The organism is Streptomyces sp. NPDC031210, from assembly GCF_055570395.1.
Window position 1 is genome coordinate 267290 of sequence record NZ_JBVIHH010000006.1, and the last position, 22968, is coordinate 290257.

The following is a 22968-nucleotide window of genomic DNA, read 5'->3' on the forward strand; positions in this document are numbered from 1 at the left end:
ATAGGGGCGTGGCAGCGCTCGACGAACCCCTGAAGAAGATCCTCGGTGGCACCACCGCGAAGGTGCTGGCCGAGCATCTCGGTCTGCACACGGTCGGCGACCTGCTGCACCACTACCCCCGGCGGTACGCCGAGCGCGGTGAGCTGACCCGCCTGGCCGACCTGCCGCTGGACGAACACGTCACCGTCGTCGCCCAGGTCGCCGACGCCCGGGTGCTGAGATTCAACGGCGGCCGGGGACAGCGCCTGGAGGTGACGCTCACCGACGGCAGCGGCCGCCTGCAGTTGGTGTTCTTCGGCAAGGGCATCCACAAGCCGCACAAGGACCTCCTGCCGGGCCGGCGCGCGATGTTCGCCGGAAAGGTCTCGGTCTTCAACCGCAAACTCCAGCTCGCCCACCCCGAATACGAACTCCTCGACCGCGACGGTGACGGCGCGGGCGACGGCGGTGCGGCCGACGGCGCCGCCGGAGCGGTCGACGCGTTCGCCCACCGGCTCATGCCGATCTATCCGGCCTGCCAGCAGATGGCCTCATGGAAGATCGCCAAGGCGGTCGACGCGGTGCTGCCCAGCGCACCGGACGCCCTCGATCCGCTGCCCGACGCCCTGCGCGAAGGGCGCGACCTCGTCCCGCTCCCCGAGGCGCTCCAGAAAATCCACCGGCCGCGCACCAAGGCCGACATCGCCGACGCGCGGGCCCGCCTGAAGTGGGACGAGGCGTTCGTCCTCCAGGTGGCGCTCGCCCGCCGCCGCCTCGCCGACACCCAACTCCCCGCCGTACCGAGGAAATTGACGGACGGCGGCATCCTCGACGCCTTCGACGCGAAGCTTCCCTTCACCCTCACCGAAGGCCAGCGCAAGGTCAGCCGGGAAATCTTCGACGACCTGGCCACCGACCACCCGATGCACCGCCTCCTCCAGGGCGAGGTCGGCTCCGGCAAGGCCCAGCCGCTGGACGCGCTGGTGCTCACCCCGCGGGGCTTTCGGCCCATGGGGGAGATGACCGTCGGCACGGAAGTGGTGGTGCCCACCGGCGAGCTCGCCGTCGTGGACGGCGTGTTCCCGCAGGGCGAGCGGGAGGTCTGGCGCCTCGTCCTGTCCGACGGCAGCGCCGTGGAGTGCGACGACGAACACCTGTGGATCGTCGAGGCGGCCGACGCAGCGCCGGACACCACGCGGGTGCTGACGACGCGCGAGCTGCGCGCCGGCCTCCTGGACGACGGCCGGCCGCGGTGGTTCATCGCCCCGGCCGTCCCGGTGGACCTCGACGGCGGCGGACACCGGCCGCTCGACCCGTACCGGCTGGGACGCTCCCTGGGGGCCGGCGCACAGCCCGGCGCCGGCCCCCAGAGCCCCGCTCCCGAAGGACTCGACCAGGCCACGGCCCGCGCGCTGCGCGAGGGAAGGGTGCCGGACGCCTACCGCGACGCGCCCCTCAAGGACCGCCTGGCCCTGGTGCGCGGACTGATGGACGCGGGCGGCGTGGCGACGGAGCAGGCCGCGGTGTTCCCCGCGGCGCCGGCCCCGCTGGCCGGCGACCTCGCCTGGCTGGTGCGCTCCCTGGGCGGATGCGCACAACTGCGGCCCGGCGCGCACGCGCCGCGGACGTGGGACGTCCACCTGGCGCTGCCGGACGACCGCTCGCCCTTCCGCACGGAGCCCGCCGCACCCGCCGCGGACGTGACGACCGCGCCGGACGTACGAGCCGCCGCGCGCTCCCGCTTCCGGCGCGCGGTGCGCGCCGTGGAGTACGCCGGCCGCAAACCCGTCCAGTGCATCAGCGTCGCCCACCCCGGCCACGCCTACGTCACCGACCACTTCACCGTCACGCACAACACCATGGTCGCCCTGCGCGCGATGCTCGGCGTGGTGGACTCCGGCGGCCAGGCCGCGATGCTCGCCCCGACCGAGGTCCTCGCCCAGCAACACCACCGCTCGATCACGGAGATGATGGGCGAATTGGCCCAGGGAGGGATGCTCGGCGGCGCCGATCAGGGCACCAAGGTGGTGCTGCTGACCGGCTCCATGGGCGCCGCGGCCCGCCGCCAGGCCCTCTTGGACCTGGTCACCGGCGAGGCCGGCATCGTCATCGGCACCCACGCCCTGATCGAGGACAAGGTGCGCTTCCACGACCTGGGCCTGGTCGTGGTCGACGAACAGCACCGCTTCGGCGTCGAGCAGCGCGACGCCCTGCGCGGCAAGGGCAAGCAGCCGCCGCACCTGCTGGTGATGACGGCGACACCCATTCCGCGCACGGTCGCGATGACCGTCTTCGGCGATCTGGAGACCTCCGTCCTGGACCAACTCCCCGCCGGACGCTCGCCGATCGCCAGCCACGTGGTCCCCGCCAAGGACAAGCCGCACTTCCTCGCCCGGGCCTGGGAGCGGGTCCGCGAAGAGGTGGCGGCCGGCCACCAGGCGTACGTCGTCTGCCCCCGGATCGGCGACGAGGAGGACGCGCCCAAGGCGGGCAGGAAGGGCGCCAAGGGCGCGCCGGACAAGGCCGTTTCGCCGGAGGACGCCGAGGAGAAGCGGCCGCCGCTCGCGGTCCTCGACATCGCCGACCAGCTCGCCGAGGGCCCCCTCGACGGCCTGCGGGTGGCCGTGCTGCACGGCCGGATGGCCCCCGACGACAAGGACGAGGTGATGCGCCGGTTCGCCGCCGGCGCGTTGGACGTGCTCGTCGCCACCACCGTGATCGAGGTGGGCGTCAACGTCCCCAACGCCACCGCGATGGTGATCATGGACGCGGACCGCTTCGGCGTCTCGCAGCTCCACCAACTGCGCGGCCGGGTGGGCCGCGGCGCGGCGCCCGGCCTGTGCCTGCTGGTGAGCGAGATGCCCGAGGCGAGCCCGGCCCGCGCCCGGCTCGCCGCCGTGGCCGGCACCCTCGACGGCTTCGAACTCTCCCGCATCGACCTCGAACAGCGCCGCGAGGGCGACGTCCTGGGGCAGGCGCAGTCCGGCGTCCGCTCCTCGCTGCGGATGCTCACGGTCATCGAGGACGAGGAGGTGATCGCGGCCGCCCGCGAGGAGGCCACCGCCCTCGTCGCCGCCGATCCCGAGCTGGCCGGCTACCCGGAACTGCGGACCGCGCTGTCCGCCCTCCTGGACGAAGAACGCGAGCAGTACCTCGACAAGGGCTGAGCGGGGCGCCGCGCGAGACGGGACGGGAGGAGCGGGCGCCGGCCCGGCGTGAGATCGCTCACCGCCCCGCGCGGGCGTCGGACGGCCCACCCGGACGCCGGCCGGTGGCCGACGCCATATCGTGGGAGTGCGGAGCCCGCCTCCGCACCACTCACCGACCACGCACCACGTAAGGACGGGCCCATGACCCGCGTGATCGCCGGGACCGCCGGCGGCCGCCGCCTGGCCGTACCACCGGGCACCGGCACCCGCCCGACCTCCGACCGGGCGCGCGAGGGCCTCTTCTCCACCTGGGAGTCCCTCGACGGGCCGCTGGCCGGCGCCCGCGTGCTCGACCTGTACGGCGGCTCGGGCGCGGTCGGCCTGGAGGCCCTCTCCCGTGGCGCCGCGCACGTCCTGCTCGTCGAGGCCGACGCCCGCGCCGCCCGCACCATCGCCGACAACATCCGCGCGGTCGGCCTGCCCGGCGCCGAGGTACGCACCGGCAAGGCCGAACACACCGCCGCGACACCGGCCCCGGGCGATCCGTACGACACCGTCTTCCTCGACCCGCCGTACGCCGTCACCGACGCCGATCTCCGCGAGATCCTGCTCACACTCCGTGGTCAGGGCTGGCTTGCGGACGGCGCACTCGTCACCGTGGAGCGCAGCACCAGAGGCGGCGCTTTCCCATGGCCGGACGGATTCGAGGCGATCAAGGCCCGCCGCTACGGCGAGGCCACGCTTTGGTACGGTCGCGCCGCCTCGACGTCTGCCGAATCGACGTCAGCAAGCGTGTCATGACCGGATCGGAGAGCGAGGAAACCGAGTTGCGCCGCGCCGTCTGTCCGGGGTCATTCGACCCCATCACCAACGGGCACCTGGACATCATCGCCCGTGCCTCCAAGCTGTACGACGTCGTTCACGTCGCCGTGATGATCAACCAGTCCAAGCAGGGGCTGTTCACGGTCGAGGAGCGCATCGACCTCATCCGCCGGGCCACCGCCGAGTACGGCAACGTCGAGGTCGAGTCCTTCCACGGCCTGCTCGTCGACTTCTGCAAGCAGCGCGACATCCCCGCCATCGTCAAGGGACTGCGCGCCGTCAGCGACTTCGACTACGAACTCCAGATGGCCCAGATGAACAACGGGCTCTCCGGGGTGGAGACCCTCTTCGTCCCCACCAACCCCACCTACAGCTTCCTCTCCTCCAGCCTCGTCAAGGAGGTCGCCGCCTGGGGCGGCGACGTCTCCCACCTGGTCCCGCCGTTCGTCCTCGAAGCGCTCACCGAGCGGCTGCGGGAGAAGCGGTGACGCGCCACGCGGGGCGCTGAGCCCGGTGCTGTCCTGACGGGACATCAGCAGGTGTCGGCAGGGGGGCTCGTGGCCGTACAGTCGTCCCGTTCCGTCGTTTCATCCCCTCAGAGAGTGGCGAGTCCAAGGTGGACGTGCAGAAGAAGCTCGACGACATCGTCGAGACCGTCGGCAGCGCCCGGTCCATGCCCATGTCGGCCTCCTGCGTGGTCAACCGCGCAGAGCTGCTCGCCATGCTCGAAGAGGTGCGCGCGGCACTGCCCGGCTCCCTCGCGCAGGCGCAGGAGCTGATCGGCGGGCGGGAGCGGATGGTCGAGGAGGCGCGCGCCGAGGCGGAGCGGATCATCGAGTCCGCGCACGCCCAGCGCGGTTCGCTGATCTCCGACACCGAGGTGGCCCGGCAGTCCCAGGAGGAGGCGGACCGGATCCTGGCGGAGGCCCGCCGGGAGGCCGAGGAGATCCGCGCCGAGGCCGACGACTACGTCGACAGCAAGCTCGCCAACTTCGAGGTCGTCCTCACCAAGACCATCGGATCCGTCGACCGGGGCCGCGAGAAGCTGCTCGGCCGCGACCCGGGCCCGGGCGGACAGGGGTACCCGGAAGAGGACGGCACCGAGGTCCCCGAGCGCAGCGCCGACCCCGAGACCCTCCGGCAGCGCGCCGACGCCTATGTGGACGCCAAGTTCGGCGCGTTCCAGGCCGTGCTGACCAAGACCCTCGAAGCAGTCGGCCGGGGCCGGGACAAGCTCCAGGGCGCACGGGCGATCGATGAGCTGGGCGCCCACCTGGCGGCCCAGGACGACCCGCAGGCCCAAGCGCCGCAGGCCGACGCCGAGTATCTCGCCGGCCTGGCGGGCATCGGCACCGAGCAGCCCCAGCAGCCGCCCCAGGCGCAACCCCAGTTCCAAGATCACCAGCAGCACCACCAGCAGCCTGACGATCAGCACTACCAGCAGCCGCAGGACCACCAGCAGCCGCTTCAGCCCGAGTACCAGCCCCAGCAGGGCTACTACCAGGACCCGGGCTATCAGCAGCAGGACGTCTACGGCTACCAGCAGCCCCAGCAGGCGCAGTACGCCCAGCCCGATCCGTACGGCTACGACTGGCAGCAGCAGGCCCAGCAGCAGGGCTACGACCCGAACACGGGCTATCTCCAGCAGGAGGTGCCCCAGCAGCCCCAGCACGCGCCCCAGGCCGGCGCCGCCCAGCCCGGCGCGCTGGACGAGACCAGCCTCTTCGACACCAGCATGATCAACCTGGACCAGCTCCGGCAGTACGAAGAGGGCCGTCAGTAGGCACCCCGGGCGGCCCCGGCGGCGGATTGGGCCTAACGGGGCCCGTCCAGTATCCTGGCTCTTCGGTCGCGTGTGTGCCTTCGGCATGACTTCGTATACGTCCGCGATCATTGCTGCCCGCTCGCCGTCCGACGGCGTGCGGTGGCTCGGTACCGCAGGAGAAAGCAGGAAGCCATCAACGCCCGCCTAGACCACCGTTCCCCGCTCGTGTTCGATACACGCGAGCTGGGTCGTCGTCCCGGCACGCTCAAGCGGCTCTCCCGCACTGTCGAGGCCCCCCGGGATCTCGGCAACGAGGTCATCGGAGTGCCCGAGGGCGCGCCGATCACGCTCGACCTCCGCCTGGAATCGGTCATGGACGGGGTGCTTGTCACAGGCACCGGCCGTGCAACCGTGAAGGGGGAGTGCGTAAGGTGTCTGGAGCCGCTGGAGCGAGAGCTCGACGCGGACTTCCAGGAGATGTTCTCCTACCCCGACGCCGACGCCCGGACCCGCCCCGCGGAATCCGGCGACGACGCCGAGGACGAGGAGGACACCCTCTTCCTCGAGGACGACATGTTCGACCTCGAACCCGTGCTGCGGGACGCGGTGGTGCTCGCACTGCCGCTGCAGCCGGTGTGCCAGGACGACTGCCCCGGTCTGTGCTCCCAGTGCGGAGTGCGGCTCGCGGACGACCCGGACCACCATCACGACGCCGTCGACATCCGTTGGGCGGCACTGCAGGGACTCGCCGGCTCCGACCAGGACGGCGAGAAGGACAACGCACCCCGCGTCAGCGGGGATGAACCTCAGGAGAAGTAGCCGTGGCTGTTCCGAAGCGGAAGATGTCGCGCAGCAACACGCGCCACCGCCGGTCGCAGTGGAAGGCTGCGGTCCCCACCCTGGTGGCGTGCGAGCGCTGCCACGAGCCGAAGCTGCAGCACATCGCGTGCCCGAGCTGCGGCACCTACAACAAGCGCCAGGTCCTCGAGGTCTGAGCGGCTGGTGACAGGCACTGTGTCCAGCCTCAAGAAGGCCGAAGACGCCAACTCGTCTCCCCGCAAGCGCGCGGATGAACCGACACCGGCGGACACAGCCTCGTCCCACACGCTTCTGGAAGGGCGGCTCGGGTACAAGCTCGAGTCCGCCCTTCTGGTGCGTGCGCTGACGCACCGTTCGTACGCGTACGAGAACGGCGGTCTGCCCACCAACGAGCGGCTCGAATTCCTCGGGGATTCGGTGCTCGGCCTGGTGGTCACCGACACGCTGTATCGCATCCACCCCGACCTGCCGGAAGGCCAACTGGCCAAACTGCGGGCCGCGGTGGTCAACTCGCGTGCGCTTGCCGAGGTGGGCCGCGGCCTCGACCTCGGCGCCTTCATCCGCCTCGGCCGGGGCGAAGAGGGCACGGGCGGCCGGGACAAGGCATCGATCCTCGCCGACACCCTGGAAGCGGTGATCGGCGCGGTCTACCTCGACCAGGGCCTCGACGCGGCCGGCGAGCTGGTTCACCGGCTCTTCGACCCGCTCATCGAGAAGTCCTCCAGCCTGGGCGCCGGCCTGGACTGGAAGACCAGCCTCCAGGAACTCACCGCGACCGAAGGTCTCGGCGTCCCGGAGTACCTGGTCAGCGAGACCGGCCCCGACCATGAGAAGACCTTTACTGCTGCTGCCCGCGTCGGTGGTGTCTCGTACGGCACCGGCACCGGCCGCAGCAAGAAGGAAGCCGAGCAGCAGGCGGCGGAGTCCGCGTGGCGTGCGATTCGCGCCGCGGCGGACGAAGCGGCCAAGGCCGCGGCCACGGCCACGGAGGTGGCGTCCGGCGAGGGCGCGCCCCCCGTGGACGGGACCGAGGTCGCCGCTCCGGCTCCGGCATCCGACGACACCACGCCGTCGGCGCACTGAATCCCTCTTCTGACCCTGTCCGGACGGCCCCGCCGCCCGGACAGGGTCAGAAGTCTTTCCCCGTCCTCCCCAGGAGCCGTCTTGCCCGAGCTGCCCGAGGTCGAGGTCGTACGCCGCGGACTCCAGCGGTGGGTCAGCGGCCGCACGATCGACACCGTCGAGGTCCTCCACCCGCGCGCGATCCGCCGGCACACCGCCGGCGCGGCCGACTTCGCCGCCCGGCTCGGGGGCCTGCGGCTCGGTGCGGCCCGCCGTCGCGGCAAGTACCTCTGGCTGCCGGTGACCGGCGGCGGCCCGGCCGCGCAGACCGCGGCCGAGGGCATCCCCCCGATGATCACGCCGTCCGTCACCCACGGCCTGGCGATCCTCGCCCACCTCGGCATGAGCGGCCAGCTCCTGGTCCAGCCCCAGGACGCCCCCGACGAGAAGCACCTGCGTATCCGGATCCGCTTCACCGCCGAGCCCCCGCCCGCGGACGCGGCGGCCGTCGACACCGAACTGCGCTTCGTCGACCAGCGGACCTTCGGCGGCCTCTCCCTGCACGACACCGTGCCCGGCGACCCCGACCACCTCCCCGACGTCATCGCGCACATCGCCCGCGACCCGCTCGACCCGGCCTTCGACGACGCCGCCTTCCACGACGCGCTGCGCCGCCGCCGCACCACCATCAAGCGGGCCCTGCTCGACCAGTCGCTGATCAGCGGCGTCGGCAACATCTACGCCGACGAGGCGCTGTGGCGCTCCCGGCTGCACTACGACCGGCCGACCGCCACCTTCACCCGCCCCCGCACCGCCGAACTGCTCGGCCACATACGGGACGTCATGAACGCCGCCCTCGCCGTCGGCGGCACCAGCTTCGACAGCCTCTACGTCAACGTCAACGGCGAATCCGGCTACTTCGAGCGCTCCCTGGACGCCTACGGCCGCGAGGACGAACCCTGCCGCCGCTGCGCCACCCCTATCCGCCGCCGCCCCTGGATGAACCGCTCCAGCTACTTCTGCCCGCGCTGCCAGCGCCCGCCCCGGCCGACCCGACTCGTCTGAGCGCGCTCCCCGCCCCGACCGGCGACCCCGGCCCGTCCGGGGCTGACGGGCGCGGTCGAGTACGACGGAGTGCTGGGCCGGTGACACATCCGGCGGCCCGAGGGCTCCTCCCGGACGCCGAGCCGCCCGCGCGCCGCCACGCCAGGTAGCGGTCCGATAACTCCTGGGCTCAGTGGATGTACGCGGCCGACGGCACCCGGGTAAGTTCAGCGCCCATGACAGACGGCGGCGAGAAAATCGACCGGCAGCGGCTGATGGAGGACGCGCTCCAGGACTTCGGGTCGCGCAGCGATGAGCAGTTGGACTGGATCCTCGGGCACGTCAGGCACCGCCTGGGCGCCGCCCGGCGGATGGGCGTGGAGGTGCCCGAGGACCTGGCGGGCCGGGTCTCGCGCCTGTCGGAGAAGCGCGGCTGGCCGCTCGACCAGCACCGGCCCTGAGCGATGACGCCCCGCGGAAGCCGAGGGCGCCGAAGCCCGGAGGCTCAAAAGCCGAAGTCCTGGGTCCACCACGGGCCGCCCTCGCCGAAGTGCACGCCCACGCCGAGGGTCTTGTAGTCGCAGTTGAGGATGTTGGCGCGGTGGCCGGGGCTGTCCATCCAGGTGTCCATCACGGCCTGGGCGTCGGCCTGGCCGCGGGCGATGTTCTCGCCGCCCAGGTCGGTGATGCCCGCCTGGCGGGCCCGGTCCCAGGGGGTGTCGCCGTCGGGATCGGTGTGGTCGAAGAAGTCGCGCGCGGCCATGTCCTCGCTGAACCGCTGGGCCAGCGTGTCCAGTTCCCGGTCCGCCGTCACCGGCGAGCAGCCGGCCTGCGCGCGTTCCTGGTTGACCAGCGACAGCACCCGCGCCGCGGCGGACGACCCGGTGGCCGGGGCGGCCGTCGACGGGGTGGCGGAGCGCTCCGGGGCCGAGGGCGCCGTGCGCGCGGGGCTCTTGGAGGGCCGTGCGGAGGTCTTCGGGGCGGTGGAGGGGGCGGGACGCTCGGGCGTGGGGGAGGCGGAGGGGGACGCCGCGGACGTGGGGCGGCTGCTGCCCGGGGCCGCGGAGCGTTCGCCGCCGCGGCTGGCCGCGCCGGCGCCCCGGTCGGCCGGTGTCGCGGAACGCCCGCCCAGGGGCCCGGTGTCCGGAAGTGAGTCGGCGCGTATCCGCTCGCCGCGCTCGCCGCTCGCGTCCACCTCGAACTGGCCGCCGCCGGGTATCAGCCCCGACGCGACCGCCACCGCTCCCATCGCCATGGCCGCGGAGGCGCCGAGCAGACCGGTGCGTACCGGCGCCATCCGGCCGCCGCGTGCCGCACGGTGACCGCGGTGCCGTACGGGGACCTGCGCGAGCGTGGAGCCGGCCGGCGCGTCAAGGGGCGGCGTACCCGGCGAGGCGGGCGCTTGGGGAGCTGAGCGACGATGGCGGCCCATCCGCTGTCTTCCTTCCGTCCACAGCGACAACATGACTCACCCATAAGGGTTAAGTTTCGCTGACGGGGGACTGTACGCCATGCCGTGAGGGGCCGAAGTGCCCGCCGAATGATTGGCCGGTTAACGTGCACGCATGAGCGAAGAGGTCCGGATGACCGCGTGGGTGCGCGGCCAGGTCCAAGGAGTCGGGTTCCGCTGGTTCACCCGTGCCAACGCCCTGCGCGTCGGTGAACTCGCCGGATTCGCCCTCAATCTCGGCGACGGCCGCGTACAGGTGGTCGCCGAGGGGCCGAAGGACCGCTGCGAGGAGCTGCTCCGGTGGCTGCGGACGGGAGACACGCCCGGGCGGGTCGACGGCGTCACTGAGATCTGGGACACGCCCCGCGGTGGTTACGACGGCTTCGCGATCCGCTGAGGCCCTCTCGCGAACCGGCCCCAGGGCCGTTCCCGGCGATCTCGTGGCTATGCCTTTGTCACCTGCTTACAGGAGATAAGCCCAGGTGGTTGCCAACTCGGCCGACCCGTGCAAGGCTGCCGCTGTACGGATGATCTCCACGCCCCGCGGGCCCTTTCTGGAGAGTCGGCGCAGAGCCTCAACGGCCGCGCACTCTCAGGCGCCCGAGGATACGGGCTGTGATCGTGTTGACCCTCAAACCTTTTGGTGAGACTCTGGAATCCCCGCGCACCTTAGCTGTTTGGCATTGAGAGCACCAGTAATGGCAAGCACCGCGGGTGCGAATCCCTCACGACCCACACCGCTTCGGTCGGTCACTCATTGTGGAGGACCATCCATCATGGCAAAGGCGCTTCTCGGTTACGTCGGCGGTTCTGACCCCCGAGTCCTCTCCGAGATGCGACGGCTACAGCAGCGCGTTCAGGACCTGGAGTCCGAGCTCATTCGGATGCAGGCCGAGAACGACATGCTGTCGGCCGCCGCACGTCGCGACGACTCGATGCTCGACATCGGCGTATCCCAGGCGGAGCCCGCGCTCACCTGACCCCGACCCAGGGCCGGCCAGCCGCTTCAGGCACCGCTCTGTTCACGTATTGCAAGGGACGCTTCGGCGTCCCTTTTCGTTTCCCGTCCTTCGCCCCGACGTTTCCCCGTCCGTTCGCGCCGACGTCGGATGCGCTTGCGCCAGTGGCCACTTCGGCCTTACCGCATGATGTGCCCTGCGCCTTCGTAGGTGAAACCGAAACGTACGCCGCGCCTGTACCCGGGGCCCGTATCGCGCCGCCCCGGCCGGGCCCCGCGAGAGCCGTCCGCGGCGCCGGATGTTTGAGCGGGACCGCCCGGCCGGTGCCCGGTAGAGTCCAAAGGCGTGCACCTCAAGAGTCTGACCCTGCGAGGCTTCAAGTCCTTCGCCTCCGCCACGACGCTGCGGTTCGAGCCCGGCATCACCTGCGTGGTGGGCCCCAACGGCTCCGGTAAGTCCAACGTCGTGGACGCGCTGTCGTGGGTCATGGGCGAGCAGGGCGCGAAGTCGCTGCGCGGCGGCAAGATGGAAGACGTGATCTTCGCCGGGACGACCGGCCGGCTGCCGCTGGGGCGCGCCGAGGTCTCGCTGACCATCGACAACTCCGACGGCGCTCTGCCGATCGAGTACGCCGAGGTCACCCTCACCCGGATCATGTTCCGCAACGGCGGCAGCGAATACCAGATCAACGGGGACACCTGCCGGCTGCTGGACATCCAGGAACTGCTGTCGGACTCCGGCATCGGCCGCGAGATGCACGTCATCGTCGGCCAGGGCCAGCTCGACTCCGTCCTGCACGCCGACCCGATGGGGCGCCGGGCGTTCATCGAGGAGGCGGCCGGCGTCCTCAAGCACCGCAGGCGCAAGGAGAAGGCGCTGCGGAAGCTGGACGCGATGCGGGCCAACCTCGCCCGCGTACAGGATCTGACCGACGAGCTGCGGCGCCGGCTCAAGCCGCTGGGCCGCCAGGCCGCGGTCGCCCGGCGGGCCGCCGTCATCCAGGCCGACCTGCGCGACGCCCGGCTGCGGTTGCTCGCCGACGACCTCGTCACCCTGCGGCAGGCGTTGGCCGCCGAGATCGCTGACGAAGCGGCCCTGAAGGAACGCAAGGAAGCCGCCGAGGCCCAGTTGCGCGCCGCCCAGCAGCGCGAGGCGGCGCTGGAGGAGGAGGTCCGCACGCTCACCCCGCGGGTGCGGCGCGCGCAGGAGACCTGGCACGCGCTCTCGCAGTTCGCGGAGCGGGTGCGCGGCACCATCTCCCTGGCCGACGCGCGGGTCAAGAGCGCCTCGGCTGCCCCGCCGGAGGAGCGGCCCGGCCGCGACCCGGAGGACATGGAACGCGAGGCGGCCCGCATCCGCGAGCAGGAGGCGGAGCTCCAGGCCGCGCTGGAGGCGGCGAGCCGGGCGCTGGAGGACACCGTCGAGCACCGTGCCGCGCTGGAGCGGCAGTTGGCGGACGAGGAGCGGCGGCTGCGCGACGTCGCCCGCGCGATCGCCGACCGGCGGGAGGGCCTGGCCCGGCTGAGCGGACAGGTGACCGCAGCCCGCGGCCGGGCCGCCTCGGCGCAGGCCGAGATCGGCCGGCTGGTGCGGGCCCGGGACGACGCCCGGCAGCGGGCGGCCGCGGCCGAGGAGGCGTACGAGCGGCTCAGGGCCGAGGTCGACGGGCTCGACGCGGACGACGAGGAGATCGCGACGCGGCACGACGCGGCCCGGCGCGAGCTGGCGGACGCGGAGAACGCCCTCGCCACCGCCCGCGAGGCGCTGACCGCGGCCGAACGCGAACGCGCCGCGACCGCCGCCCGGCACGACGCGCTGGCCCTGGGCCTGCGCCGCAAGGACGGCACCGGCGCGCTGCTGGCCGCCGCCGACCGCCTGACCGGCCTGCTCGGCCCCGCCGCGGACCTGCTGACGGTGACCCCCGGCTACGAGATCCCGGTCGCCTCCGCCCTCGGCACCGCCGCCGACGCCCTCGCCGTCACCGACCCCGCCACCGCCGCCGACGCCCTCCGCCTCCTGCGCAAACAGGACGCGGGCCGCGCGGCGATGCTCCTCGGAGCCGTGAGCCCCGCCGAACGCGCTGCCGTACTCGCCACCGGCCCGGCACGGCCGGAGGCGGGACGGCAGGATGCGGGGCTGCCGGCGGCGGGACGGCCGGCGACCGGCTCCCGGGACTCCGGCTCCCCGGCCTCCGGCTCCCCGGCCTCTGGCTCCCTGGGCTCCGACTCACCCGAGTCCGGCTCGCCGGGCACCGCGCGGGGCACGGAGGGCCGGGAGGGCCGGGTGCCCGCTCCCGCGCGGTCGGCGGAGGCGTCAGGTGTGTCGGGGGCGACGGGGGCGACAGGCGTGGCCGATGCGGTGGGCGGCGCGGCGGCTGAGGCCGGGGACGCGGCGGACACGGTTCCCGGGCCGGGTGAGGCGCACGTGTCAGGTGCGGCAGTGGCGGCCGACGGGACCAGCGGGGCGAGTGTTGCGGACGCGTCGGAAGCTCAGCGCTTGGCGGGCGTGGCCGAAGCGACGGACGCGAGCCAGGTGGCGGACATGCCGGGCGTACCGGACGCGAGGAGCGCGGCGTCGGTGGGGTCGGGTTCTGGGACGCGGCCGGAGGAGTCGGGTGGGGGAACCGTGAGGGCGGCGACCGGTGCGCGGGATTCCGGTGCGGGCGGAGTGACGGGCGGGGGGCCCGGGGCGTGGGAGCTTCCTGTGACCGGGGCGCGGGGGGTGCCCGAGGCCCGGGGGGAGGGGGTGCGGGGCGAGTCGGCGTCGGTGGAGCCGGGGGCCACGGGGGCCGGGGTGTTCGAGCCGGTGTGGGCCGCGGAACTGGTGCGCGGGCCGCGGGAGTTGAGGGCCGCCGTGGCGCGGCTGTTGCGGGACGTCGTCGTGGTCGGGACGTTGGAGGATGCCGAGGATCTCGTCGCCGCGCGTCCGGACCTGACGGCGGTGACCGCCGAGGGCGATGTGCTCGGCGCGCATTTCGCGCAGGGCGGGTCCGCCGGGGTGCCGAGTCTGCTGGAGGTGCGGGCGGCCGTCGACGAGGCGGCGGCCGAGCTGGCGGAGCTGGCGGCCCGCTGCGAGGAGCTGGCCGCGGCGCAGCGGGTGGCGGCCCAGCGGCGTACGGAGGCGGCCGAGCTGGTCGAGGAGCTGGGGGAGCGGCGCCGGGCGGCGGACCGGGAGAAGTCCAGGACGGCGGGGGACCTCGGGCGGCTCGGCGGGCAGGCGCGCGCGGCGGCCGGCGAGGCCGAGCGGGCCGGCCAGGCGGCGGCCAAGGCCGAGGAGGCGCTGCTGCGGGCCACCGAGGAGGCCGAGGAACTGGCCGAGCGGCTGGCGGTCGCCCAGGAGGACCCGGGCGCCGGCGAGGAGGAACCGGACACCTCCGTCCGCGACCGGCTGGCCGCCGACGGGGCCAACGCGCGGCAGACCGAGATGGAGGCCCGGCTCCAGGCGCGTACGCACGAGGAGCGGGTCAAGGCGCTGGCCGGGCGGGCGGACGCGCTGGACCGGGGGGCGCGGGCCGAGCGCGAGGCGCGGGCGCGGGCCGAGCGGCGGCGCGCCCGGCTGCGCCACGAGGCGGCGGTGGCCGCGGCGGTGGCCTCCGGTGCCCGGCAGCTACTGGCGCACGTCGAGGTGTCCGTCGTACGGGCCGAGGAGGAGCGGGCCGCCGCCGAGCGGGCCACGGCGGCGCGGGAGGAGACCCTGGTGGCCGAGCGCGGGCGGGCCCGGGAGCTGAAGTCCGCGCTCGACAAGCTGACGGACTCGGTGCACCGCGGTGAGGTGCTGGGCGCGGAGAAGCGGCTGCGGATCGAGCAACTGGAGACCAGGGCGCTGGAGGAGCTGGGGGTGGAGCCGGCCGCGCTGGTGGCCGAGTACGGCCCCGACCAGCCGGTGCCGCCGTCGCCGCCCGCCGAGGGCGAGGTCCTGCCGGAGGACCCGGAGCATCCGCGCAACCAGCCGGTGGCCTACGTACGGGCCGATCAGGAGAAGCGGCTGCGGGCCGCCGAGCGGGCGTACCAGCAACTGGGGAAGGTGAACCCGCTGGCTCTGGAGGAGTTCGCGGCGCTGGAGGAGCGCCACCAGTTCCTCAGCGAGCAGCTCGAAGACCTGAAGAAGACGCGGGCGGACCTGATGCGGGTGATCAAGGAGGTCGACGAGCGGGTGGAGCAGGTCTTCACCGAGGCCTACCGCGACACCGCCCGCGAGTTCGAGGGCGTGTTCTCGCGGCTCTTTCCGGGCGGCGAGGGGCGGCTGGTGCTGACCGACCCGGACGACATGCTGGCGACCGGCGTGGACGTCGAGGCCCGTCCGCCGGGCAAGAAGGTCAAGCGGCTGTCGCTGCTGTCGGGCGGTGAGCGGTCGCTGACGGCCGTGGCGCTGCTGGTGTCGATCTTCAAGGCGCGGCCCAGCCCGTTCTATGTGATGGACGAGGTGGAGGCCGCGCTGGACGACACCAACCTTCAGCGGCTGATCCGGATCATGGAAGAGCTCCAGGAGAGCTCCCAGTTGATCGTGATCACGCACCAGAAGCGGACGATGGAGGTCGCGGACGCGCTGTACGGGGTGGCGATGCAGGGGGACGGCGTATCCAAGGTCATCAGCCAGCGCCTGCGCTGAGGCGACTCTGGCCAGGGGGGATGCCCTAGGCGTGGCCGCCCTCTGTGTGTCTGTTCACAACTTGAACGAAATGTCTCACGGCTACCCCGGAAACAAAATCATTACGTCCTATTGACTTCGAAACTTGAAGGCATAGTCTCGGCAACGTTGCTTTTACCTTCAAGTGGTGGGTATCCCGAACCCGTGCGCCACTGAAGGGCCAGCCCCCGACGCCCGGCAGCGCAGCCGGGCCACTGGAGTACACGTTGACCAGCACCGCGCAGCCGACGGTCCCCGAAGGCCGCAAGGCCCATCCGGACCACCTCGGCCATGTCATCTTCATCACCGCGGCTGCCGCGATGGGCGGCTTCCTCTTCGGCTACGACAGTTCCGTGATCAACGGAGCCGTCGAGGCGATCCGGGGCCGCTACGACGTCGGTTCGGCCGTCCTCGCCCAGGTGATCGCCGTCGCCCTGATCGGGTGCGCCATCGGCGCCGCGACGGCCGGCCGGATCGCGGACCGCATCGGCCGTATCCGCGTGATGCAGATCGCCGCCGCGCTGTTCACCGTCAGCGCCGTCGGCTCGGCCCTGCCGTTCGCCATCTGGGACCTGGCCATGTGGCGCGTCCTGGGCGGCATCGCGATCGGCATGGCCTCGGTGATCGGCCCGGCCTACATCGCCGAGGTCTCCCCGCCCGCCTACCGCGGCCGTCTCGGCTCGTTCCAGCAGGCCGCGATCGTCGTCGGCATCGCCGTCTCCCAGCTCGTGAACTGGGGCATCCTCAACCTCGCCGACGGCGACCAGCGCGGCACCCTGGCGGGCCTGGAGGCCTGGCAGTGGATGCTCGGCGTGATGGTCGTCCCGGCCGTCCTCTACGGCCTGCTCTCCTTCGTGATCCCCGAGTCGCCGCGCTTCCTGATCTCCGTCGGCAAGGTCGACCGGGCCCGGCAGGTGCTGCGCGAGGTCGAGGGCCAGGCCGTCGACCTCGACGCGCGGGTCGTCGAGATCCAGGACGCGATGCGCCGCGAGCACAAGTCGACCTTCCGTGACCTGCTCGGCGGCAGGGCGGGCTTCCTGCCCATCGTCTGGGTCGGCATCGGCCTGTCGGTCTTCCAGCAGTTGGTCGGCATCAACGTCGCCTTCTACTACTCCTCGACGCTGTGGCAGTCGGTGGGCGTCGACCCCAGCAGCTCGTTCTTCTACAGCTTCACCACCTCGATCATCAACATCGTCGGCACCGTCATCGCGATGCTCTTCGTCGACCGGATCGGCCGCCGTCCGCTCGCGCTGATCGGCTCGGTCGGCATGGCCCTCGCCCTCGGCCTGGAAGCCTGGGCGTTCGCCGCCAAGACCGCGGCCGGCACCCTGCCGCACACCGAAGGCATCGTGGCGCTGATCGCCGCCCACGGCTTCGTCCTCTTCTTCGCCCTGTCCTGGGGCGTCGTGGTCTGGGTCTTCCTCGGCGAGATGTTCCCCAACCGCATCCGCGCCGCCGCCCTGGGCGTCGCCGCCTGCGCGCAGTGGATCGCCAACTGGGCCATCACGGCCAGCTTCCCGAGCCTGGCGGACTGGAACCTGTCCGGCACCTACGTGATCTACATGATCTTCGCTCTGCTCTCGGTCCCCTTCGTGCTGAAGTACGTCAAGGAGACCAAGGGCAAGGCGTTGGAGGAGATGGGCTAACCCCCCGCCAGTCCTTCTCCTCTGTTCCGTGTACTGCCCCGGCTCATTCCGAGAGCCGGGGCAGTCGCGCGTACGCGGCCGCCTCAGGCCCCGCCCAGCCGCGGCAGGACCCGTTCGGCGAAGAGGTGCAACGACCGCCACCCCTCGTCGACGGGCATCCCGCCGCACAGCGGATGCAGGATCAACGAGCCGCCCGCGTCCGCCCGCCCGGCCAGGCGCAGGCACGCGTCCGGGGTCAGGACCCGGTAGACGCCCTCCTCGCGCAGCTCTCCGGTGTCGGCGGCGGCGGAGCGGACCGCCGAGCGGATGCCCGCGGACTGCCACGAGGCGTACATCCGCGCCTCGTGCAGCAGATGCGCGCCGTACAGCGCCCAGGTGCGGTCCGGGTCCTCGGACAGGTGGACGAACGAGGTGCGCGCGGGCGGCAGCAGCACCCACCCCTCGGTGCCGAACGCGGCCCGCCGCTCGTGGTAGTACGCCTCCAGCTCCGGCAGATGGGCACTGGGGAAGAGGGGAAGACCGAAGCGGGCGGCGCGCCGGGCCGCCGCCCGGGAACTGCCGCCGATCAGCAGCGGCGGATGCGGCTGGGTGAAGGGGCGCGGGGTGACGCGGACGGTGCGGTCCCGGTAGCGGAACGGCTCGCCCGTCCAGGCGGCCAGCAGCGTCCGGATCGCCTCGTCCTGGAGGGCGCCGCGCCGCTGCCAGTCCTTGCCGTGCGCCGCGTACTCCTCGGGGCGGTAGCCGATGCCGGCGACGGTCACCAGGCGCCCGCCGCCCAGCAGGTCGAGCGTGGCGAGGTCCTCGGCCAGCCGCAGCGGATCGTGCAGCGGAGTGATCAGCGCGGAGACGGTGACGCCGATACGGCGGGTGGCGCCCAGGACGGCGCCGGCGAAGGTCAGCGGGGAGGGCATCCAGCCGTCGGTGGTGGCGTGGTGCTCCTCGGTCTGCACCATGCTCATCCCGCGGTCGTCGGCGAAGACGGCCATCTCGACGGCGGCACGGTAGCGCGCGGAGGTGGTGGCGGGGGTGGGCGCGGGGTCGGCGAGGTTGAAGCGCAGGACCGTGACGGGCATGGCGACGTCCCCTTCGCCAGGGAGGTGGGCGAAGGGGACGTTAGCTGACGTGGCGTCAGTTCACCAGGGCGGTGACGGCAGGGCGGTGACGGGACGGGCCCGTCCGCCGGCGCGGCGGTCAGCCGACCTCGACGGGCTCCTTGGCCTCGGCCGCCGGGGCGAGGGCAGGGCCGGTCTCCTTCGGCGCCGGCAGGACCGCGAAGACCACCGCGGCGATCAGGATCGTGGCCGCCCAGCCCAGGCCGTTCTCGCCGATCCAGGTGGTGGCCAGCGGGCCGGTGAACCACTGGACCTTGGTGAAGCACAGGCCGGCGCCCAGGGCGACCGCCCACGCCGTCATGGCCTGCCAGCAGAAACCGCCGACGTACCAGTAGCGGCTGGTGCGGCCGGTGTCCATCAGGCCCTCGGCGTCGTAGCGGACCGCCTTGCCGCGGCGGCGGGCCATGTCGATGCCGTAGACGCCGATCCAGGCGGAGAAGGACACCGCCAGCAGCGTCAGGAACGCGATGAACTGGCCGATGAAGTCCTTGGCCACCAGCATCATGAACAGGCCGCCGACCAGGCTGATGACGGCGTTGATGCTGACCGCCATGGCGCGCGGCAGCTTGACGCCCATCGTCTGCGCGGTGAAGCCCGCGGAGTACATCGACAGGCTGTTGATCAGCACCATTCCGACCAGGGCCGTGACCAGATACGGCACCGCGAGCCAGATCGGCAGGATGCTGCCCAGGAACGACATCGGGTCGGTGTTCTGCCCGGCCAGCTTCGGGCTGGAGACGGCCATCACGCCGCCCATCAGCACCATCGGCAGCAGCACCAGGGCCGCGCCGGACACGGTGGCGCCGACGATCTTCTTGCCGGAGGCGGAGTGTGGGAGGTAGCGCGCGAAGTCGGGGCCGGTGGGCACCCAGCTTATGCCGCCGGCCGCGATCGTGCCGACGCCCGCGATCACCATGGCGGTGGTTCCGGCCTTCTTGGAGAAGACCGCCTGCCAGTCCATCGTGGCGACCAGGTAGACCAGCACCATGACGCTGAACAGGCCGAACAGATACGTGGAGTACTTGTTGCAGACGTTGAGCGCCTTGCGTCCCATGCCGCTCACCAGGAACGTGCAGGCCACGAACGCGAGCAGGGTCACGACGACGAGGACGTTGTTGCCCTGGACGCCGAACAGCAGGTTCAGCACCGTCAGCACGGCGTACGCGCCGGTGACCGCGTTGATCGTCTCCCAGCCGAAGCGGGCGACCCACAAGATCGCGCCGGGGAAGTAGTTGCCGCGGACGCCGAACGCGGCCCGGGAGAGCATCGCGCCGGGCGCTCCGCCCCACTTCCCCGAGACCGACAGCACGCCGACCATGCCGAAGGCGACGGCCGAGGCGATCGCGGCGACCAGCAGGACCTGCCAGAAGTTCAGCCCGTTGTTGACGACGAGCGAGGCGCCCATGGTGAGCAGCAGCACGCTGATGTTGGCGGCGACCCAGGTGGGGAAGAGTTCGCGGACGCGGCCCTGGCGTTCGCCGTCGGGGACGGGCTCGATGCCTCGGGTCTCGACGGCGCCTTCGGTTTCGGGAGCGGACGTGGTGACCATGGTGCAGGTGTCTCCGTGCGCGGGGTCTGGGGGGCACCCCCGGGGAGGGGGTGCAGGCAGCGGCTGTGGTGCCCGGCCAGCTTGATTGCCAGGACTCTACGCGCGTTGCGCGGCCGGAGACCATCGTACTTTGATCCAACTTCTGCCCGTGTGTCCCCTTGGATTCGCCAACGAGGACCCGCCTGCCCCGCCCTCGTCCGACGATCCATCCGCGCCCCGCTGACCAGGTACGCGAGTGAGCCGCGCACCCCCGCCCGCCCGGTGGCCGCCCCGCCCCGGCGCCCGCGGCCGCCCTCGGCCGGCCGTGAGAGGCGCCTCTCGCCGCCGCCAGACCCGCGTCTCATCGAGGGGCCCGCCCGAAGTCCGCGCGTGCCGTCCCCGCCGACGGCGTGTGACTGATACTGGAGGGGTTATGGAAACCGTCATCCTTGCTGTAGTCATCGCCGTGGTCGCGCTCGGCGCGATCAGCGGGCTCGTCATCAGCGGCCGCAAGAAGAAGCAACTGCCGCCGTCCCCGCCGGCCGCCCCCGCTCCGCCCTCCGTCACCGCGCCCCCCGCCGAGCCCCACGTCGGCGAGGAGGCCGAGGCCCCCAGCGACGAAGCCCGTCGCACCATCGAAGAAGTCGTCCTGCCCACCGCCGAGGCGGAGGCGCCGGTCGCCGAACCGGAGGCCGCGCCCGCCCCGGCGATCGAGGTCCCCGAGCCGACCGCCGGACGCCTGGTCCGGCTGCGCGCCCGCCTCTCGCGTTCGCAGAACACCCTGGGCAAGGGCCTGCTGACCCTGCTCTCGCGCGAGCACCTCGACGAGGACACCTGGGAGGAGATCGAGGACACCCTGCTGACCGCCGATGTCGGCGTCGCCCCCACCCAGGAACTGGTCGACCGGCTGCGCGAGCGCGTCAGGGTCCTCGGCACCCGTACGCCCGAGGGCCTGCGCGAACTGCTCCGCGAGGAACTCCTGACCCTCATCGGCACCGACGCCGACCGGACCGTGCACACCGGCAACGGCCTGTCCGCCGCCGGCGAGGAGATCCCCGGCATCGTCATGGTCGTCGGCGTCAACGGCACCGGTAAGACCACCACCACCGGCAAGCTCGCCCGCGTCCTGGTCGCCGACGGCAAGTCCGTCGTCCTCGGCGCGGCCGACACCTTCCGCGCCGCCGCCGCCGACCAGCTCCAGACCTGGGGCGAACGGGTCGGCGCCCGCACCGTCCGCGGACCCGAGGCCGGCGACCCGGCCTCGGTCGCCTACGACGCGGTCAAGGAAGGCATCGCCGAGGCCGCCGACGTCGTCCTCATCGACACCGCGGGCCGGCTGCACACCAAGACCGGCCTGATGGACGAACTGGGCAAGGTCAAGCGCGTCGTCGAAAAGCACGGCCCGCTCGGCGAGGTGCTGCTGGTCCTGGACGCCACCACCGGCCAGAACGGCCTGGTCCAGGCGCGGGTGTTCGCCGAGGTCGTCGACATCACCGGCGTGGTGCTGACCAAGCTCGACGGCACCGCCAAGGGCGGCATCATCGTCGCCGTCCAGCGCGAGCTGGGCGTCCCGGTCAAGCTCGTGGGCCTGGGCGAGGGCCCCGACGACCTGGCACCGTTCGAGCCCGAGGCGTTCGTCGACGCCCTGATCGGCGACTGACCGCCCGCCGCCCGCGCCCGGCCGTCACCTGCCCGGCGCGCCGCTCCCGGCCCCGGCCGTCCCCGGCTCCCGGCACCCGCTCGCTGCGGGCACCGGGAGCCGGCGGCATTTCTGGGCAGTCATCCAGGGGGCTCAACGGGTGCCCGCCCGTGCCGGGCGACGAGCGCGGGGCCGGGCGGAAACGCCCCGCCGACGCCGTGCCGAGGCCCCGCTCAGCAGCCGGAGCGGTGGCAGACGTACGCCAGCGTGCCGAGCAGCAGCCGGGCCTGCGGCGGGCGCATGGCCGTGTCCAGGGTGGGCGGGCGCAGCCAGCGCATCGGGCCGAGGCCGCCGAGATCGGACGGGGGAGCGGTCAGGTGGTCCCCGTCGCCCAGCGGGCGCAGATCCAGACCGGCGTCGTCCCAGCCCATCCGGTACAGCAGATCCGGCAGTCCCTTGGCCGCGCCGGGTGCGACGAAGAACAGCGCGCGGCCGGTCGGGGCCAGCGCGACCGGCCCCAGCGGCAGCCCCATGCGTTCAAGGCGCGCCAGCGCCACCCGGCCCGCCGCCTCCGGCACGTCGAGAAGGTCGAAGCACCGCCCCACGGGGAGGAGGACGGCGGCCCCCGGAGTCCGGGCCCAGGCCGCCGCGGCCTCCTCCAGCGTCGCGCCGGCCGCCAGTTCCCGGCCGAAATCCAGGGGGTGGGCACCGGGCGCGGGACAGTCGGCGGTCCCGCACGAGCAGACGGCGCGGCCGCTGCCCGACCGCACCGCGCGGGCACCGGGGACGACGTCCCAGCCCCACAGGCCGGTGTACTCCGCCACCACCGTGCTCTCGGCCGTCCGGGCGCGGCGCCGTGAACCGGACCGGATCTCCCGGATGCCGCCGATCGTGAAGCCCATGCCCCCTCCAACGGGTGGTGCGTATGTGTGGTTACGAGCCGACGGCCGGACGGGGAACGCCGCCGCGGCGACACTCGGCGACCCGCGCGGCGGCCGGCCCCACCGGCGGCGTCTTGCGGCACACCGGGTGGTGCGAGGCCCTGCGCACGCCCTCGCACACTCCGCTCCGCCCGGCCCTTGGTGGCCGGTGTCAAGTCAATCGCGAGAGGATGCCGGGGAGTTCATTCGTAGGGGTGGCGAATGGTGGCGTTTCCGCGATCGGCCTCGCGAGGGGCGTGATCGTAGGATTACTTTCGGTGCACGAACCCCGGAGAGGCATCACTCGCACGGGTATGCCGGTGGCAACTCACCCTTCCCGGACCGCCCGCCAGGTGTGGCCGGAAACCGTGCTCGGGTAGATGTAGCCCGGACAGGCGTCGCAACAGGCGGCATCCTGTGGGAGGTTCGCAGCGAGGCGACTACAGGG

Annotated in this window: 18 protein-coding genes; 14 read left to right on the plus strand and 4 right to left on the minus strand. The window is 72.7% G+C overall.

Going from position 1 to position 22968, the window contains the following annotated elements; translation table 11 throughout:
• Window positions 1-8: 8 nt before the first annotated feature.
• The 9 genes from ACZ45Z_RS14255 to ACZ45Z_RS14295 all read left to right on the plus strand — a co-directional run bounded on the left by ACZ45Z_RS14255 (window position 9) and on the right by ACZ45Z_RS14295 (window position 9101).
• Window positions 9-3146 carry a helicase-related protein gene (locus ACZ45Z_RS14255; protein ID WP_468361414.1) on the plus strand — a complete coding sequence of 1046 codons (3138 nt, stop codon included), beginning with the start codon at window positions 9-11 and terminating at the stop codon, window positions 3144-3146.
• Between the two features lie 183 nt (window positions 3147-3329).
• Window positions 3330-3929 carry a 16S rRNA (guanine(966)-N(2))-methyltransferase RsmD gene (gene rsmD, locus ACZ45Z_RS14260; protein ID WP_468361417.1) on the plus strand — a complete coding sequence of 200 codons (600 nt, stop codon included), beginning with the start codon at window positions 3330-3332 and terminating at the stop codon, window positions 3927-3929.
• Window positions 3930-3955: 26 nt separating this feature from the next.
• Complete coding sequence (gene coaD, locus ACZ45Z_RS14265; protein ID WP_468361652.1) at window positions 3956-4438, plus strand: pantetheine-phosphate adenylyltransferase; 483 nt, start codon at window positions 3956-3958, stop codon at window positions 4436-4438.
• A 128-nt stretch (window positions 4439-4566) separates the two neighbouring features.
• Window positions 4567-5733: an ATP synthase F0 subunit B gene (locus ACZ45Z_RS14270; RefSeq protein WP_468361420.1), complete on the plus strand. Its 1167-nt coding sequence runs from the start codon at window positions 4567-4569 to the stop codon at window positions 5731-5733.
• 207 nt (window positions 5734-5940) lie between these two features.
• A complete protein-coding gene (locus ACZ45Z_RS14275; protein WP_468361423.1) occupies window positions 5941-6534 on the plus strand; it encodes a YceD family protein in 594 nt (197 codons plus the stop codon).
• A 2-nt stretch (window positions 6535-6536) separates the two neighbouring features.
• A complete protein-coding gene (gene rpmF / locus ACZ45Z_RS14280; RefSeq protein ID WP_007493396.1) occupies window positions 6537-6710 on the plus strand; it encodes a 50S ribosomal protein L32 in 174 nt (57 codons plus the stop codon).
• A 7-nt stretch (window positions 6711-6717) separates the two neighbouring features.
• Window positions 6718-7617, plus strand: coding sequence for a ribonuclease III (gene rnc / locus ACZ45Z_RS14285; protein ID WP_468361426.1), 900 nt, complete (start codon window positions 6718-6720; stop codon window positions 7615-7617).
• An 81-nt stretch (window positions 7618-7698) separates the two neighbouring features.
• On the plus strand, window positions 7699-8661 hold the full coding sequence (mutM, locus tag ACZ45Z_RS14290) for a bifunctional DNA-formamidopyrimidine glycosylase/DNA-(apurinic or apyrimidinic site) lyase (RefSeq protein WP_468361429.1): 963 nt from the start codon (window positions 7699-7701) through the stop codon (window positions 8659-8661).
• A 215-nt stretch (window positions 8662-8876) separates the two neighbouring features.
• Window positions 8877-9101 carry a hypothetical protein gene (locus ACZ45Z_RS14295; RefSeq protein WP_468361432.1) on the plus strand — a complete coding sequence of 75 codons (225 nt, stop codon included), beginning with the start codon at window positions 8877-8879 and terminating at the stop codon, window positions 9099-9101.
• Between the two features lie 44 nt (window positions 9102-9145).
• Here ACZ45Z_RS14295 and ACZ45Z_RS14300 read toward each other — a convergent pair whose 3' ends face one another.
• Window positions 9146-10072, minus strand: a complete 927-nt coding sequence (locus tag ACZ45Z_RS14300) for a CAP domain-containing protein (protein ID WP_468361435.1) — start codon at window positions 10070-10072, stop codon at window positions 9146-9148.
• Window positions 10073-10205: 133 nt separating this feature from the next.
• Here ACZ45Z_RS14300 and ACZ45Z_RS14305 point away from each other — a divergent pair, with 133 nt between their 5' ends.
• The 4 genes from ACZ45Z_RS14305 (at window position 10206) to ACZ45Z_RS14320 (ending at window position 17321) form a co-directional block, all read left to right on the plus strand.
• Window positions 10206-10487 carry an acylphosphatase gene (locus ACZ45Z_RS14305; RefSeq protein WP_468361437.1) on the plus strand — a complete coding sequence of 94 codons (282 nt, stop codon included), beginning with the start codon at window positions 10206-10208 and terminating at the stop codon, window positions 10485-10487.
• Between the two features lie 379 nt (window positions 10488-10866).
• A complete protein-coding gene (locus tag ACZ45Z_RS14310; protein ID WP_468361440.1) occupies window positions 10867-11070 on the plus strand; it encodes a hypothetical protein in 204 nt (67 codons plus the stop codon).
• A 324-nt stretch (window positions 11071-11394) separates the two neighbouring features.
• Complete coding sequence (locus ACZ45Z_RS14315; RefSeq protein ID WP_468361443.1) at window positions 11395-15657, plus strand: AAA family ATPase; 4263 nt, start codon at window positions 11395-11397, stop codon at window positions 15655-15657.
• A 245-nt stretch (window positions 15658-15902) separates the two neighbouring features.
• Window positions 15903-17321 carry a sugar porter family MFS transporter gene (locus ACZ45Z_RS14320; protein WP_468361446.1) on the plus strand — a complete coding sequence of 473 codons (1419 nt, stop codon included), beginning with the start codon at window positions 15903-15905 and terminating at the stop codon, window positions 17319-17321.
• Window positions 17322-17404: 83 nt separating this feature from the next.
• On the opposite strand, the gene ACZ45Z_RS14325 is transcribed toward ACZ45Z_RS14320, so the two are convergent.
• Both ACZ45Z_RS14325 and ACZ45Z_RS14330 read right to left on the minus strand, forming a co-directional pair.
• Entirely contained in the window at window positions 17405-18394 is a 990-nt protein-coding gene (locus tag ACZ45Z_RS14325) for an LLM class flavin-dependent oxidoreductase (RefSeq protein WP_468361449.1), read from the minus strand.
• 118 nt (window positions 18395-18512) lie between these two features.
• A complete protein-coding gene (locus tag ACZ45Z_RS14330) occupies window positions 18513-19982 on the minus strand; it encodes a purine-cytosine permease family protein (protein WP_468361452.1) in 1470 nt (489 codons plus the stop codon).
• A gap of 412 nt (window positions 19983-20394) precedes the next feature.
• On the opposite strand from ACZ45Z_RS14330, the gene ftsY reads away from it, so the two are divergent.
• Entirely contained in the window at window positions 20395-21621 is a 1227-nt protein-coding gene (gene ftsY / locus ACZ45Z_RS14335) for a signal recognition particle-docking protein FtsY (protein WP_468361455.1), read from the plus strand.
• Window positions 21622-21833: 212 nt separating this feature from the next.
• Here ftsY and ACZ45Z_RS14340 read toward each other — a convergent pair whose 3' ends face one another.
• A complete protein-coding gene (locus tag ACZ45Z_RS14340; RefSeq protein ID WP_468361458.1) occupies window positions 21834-22502 on the minus strand; it encodes a bifunctional DNA primase/polymerase in 669 nt (222 codons plus the stop codon).
• Between the last annotated feature and the right edge of the window lie 466 nt (window positions 22503-22968).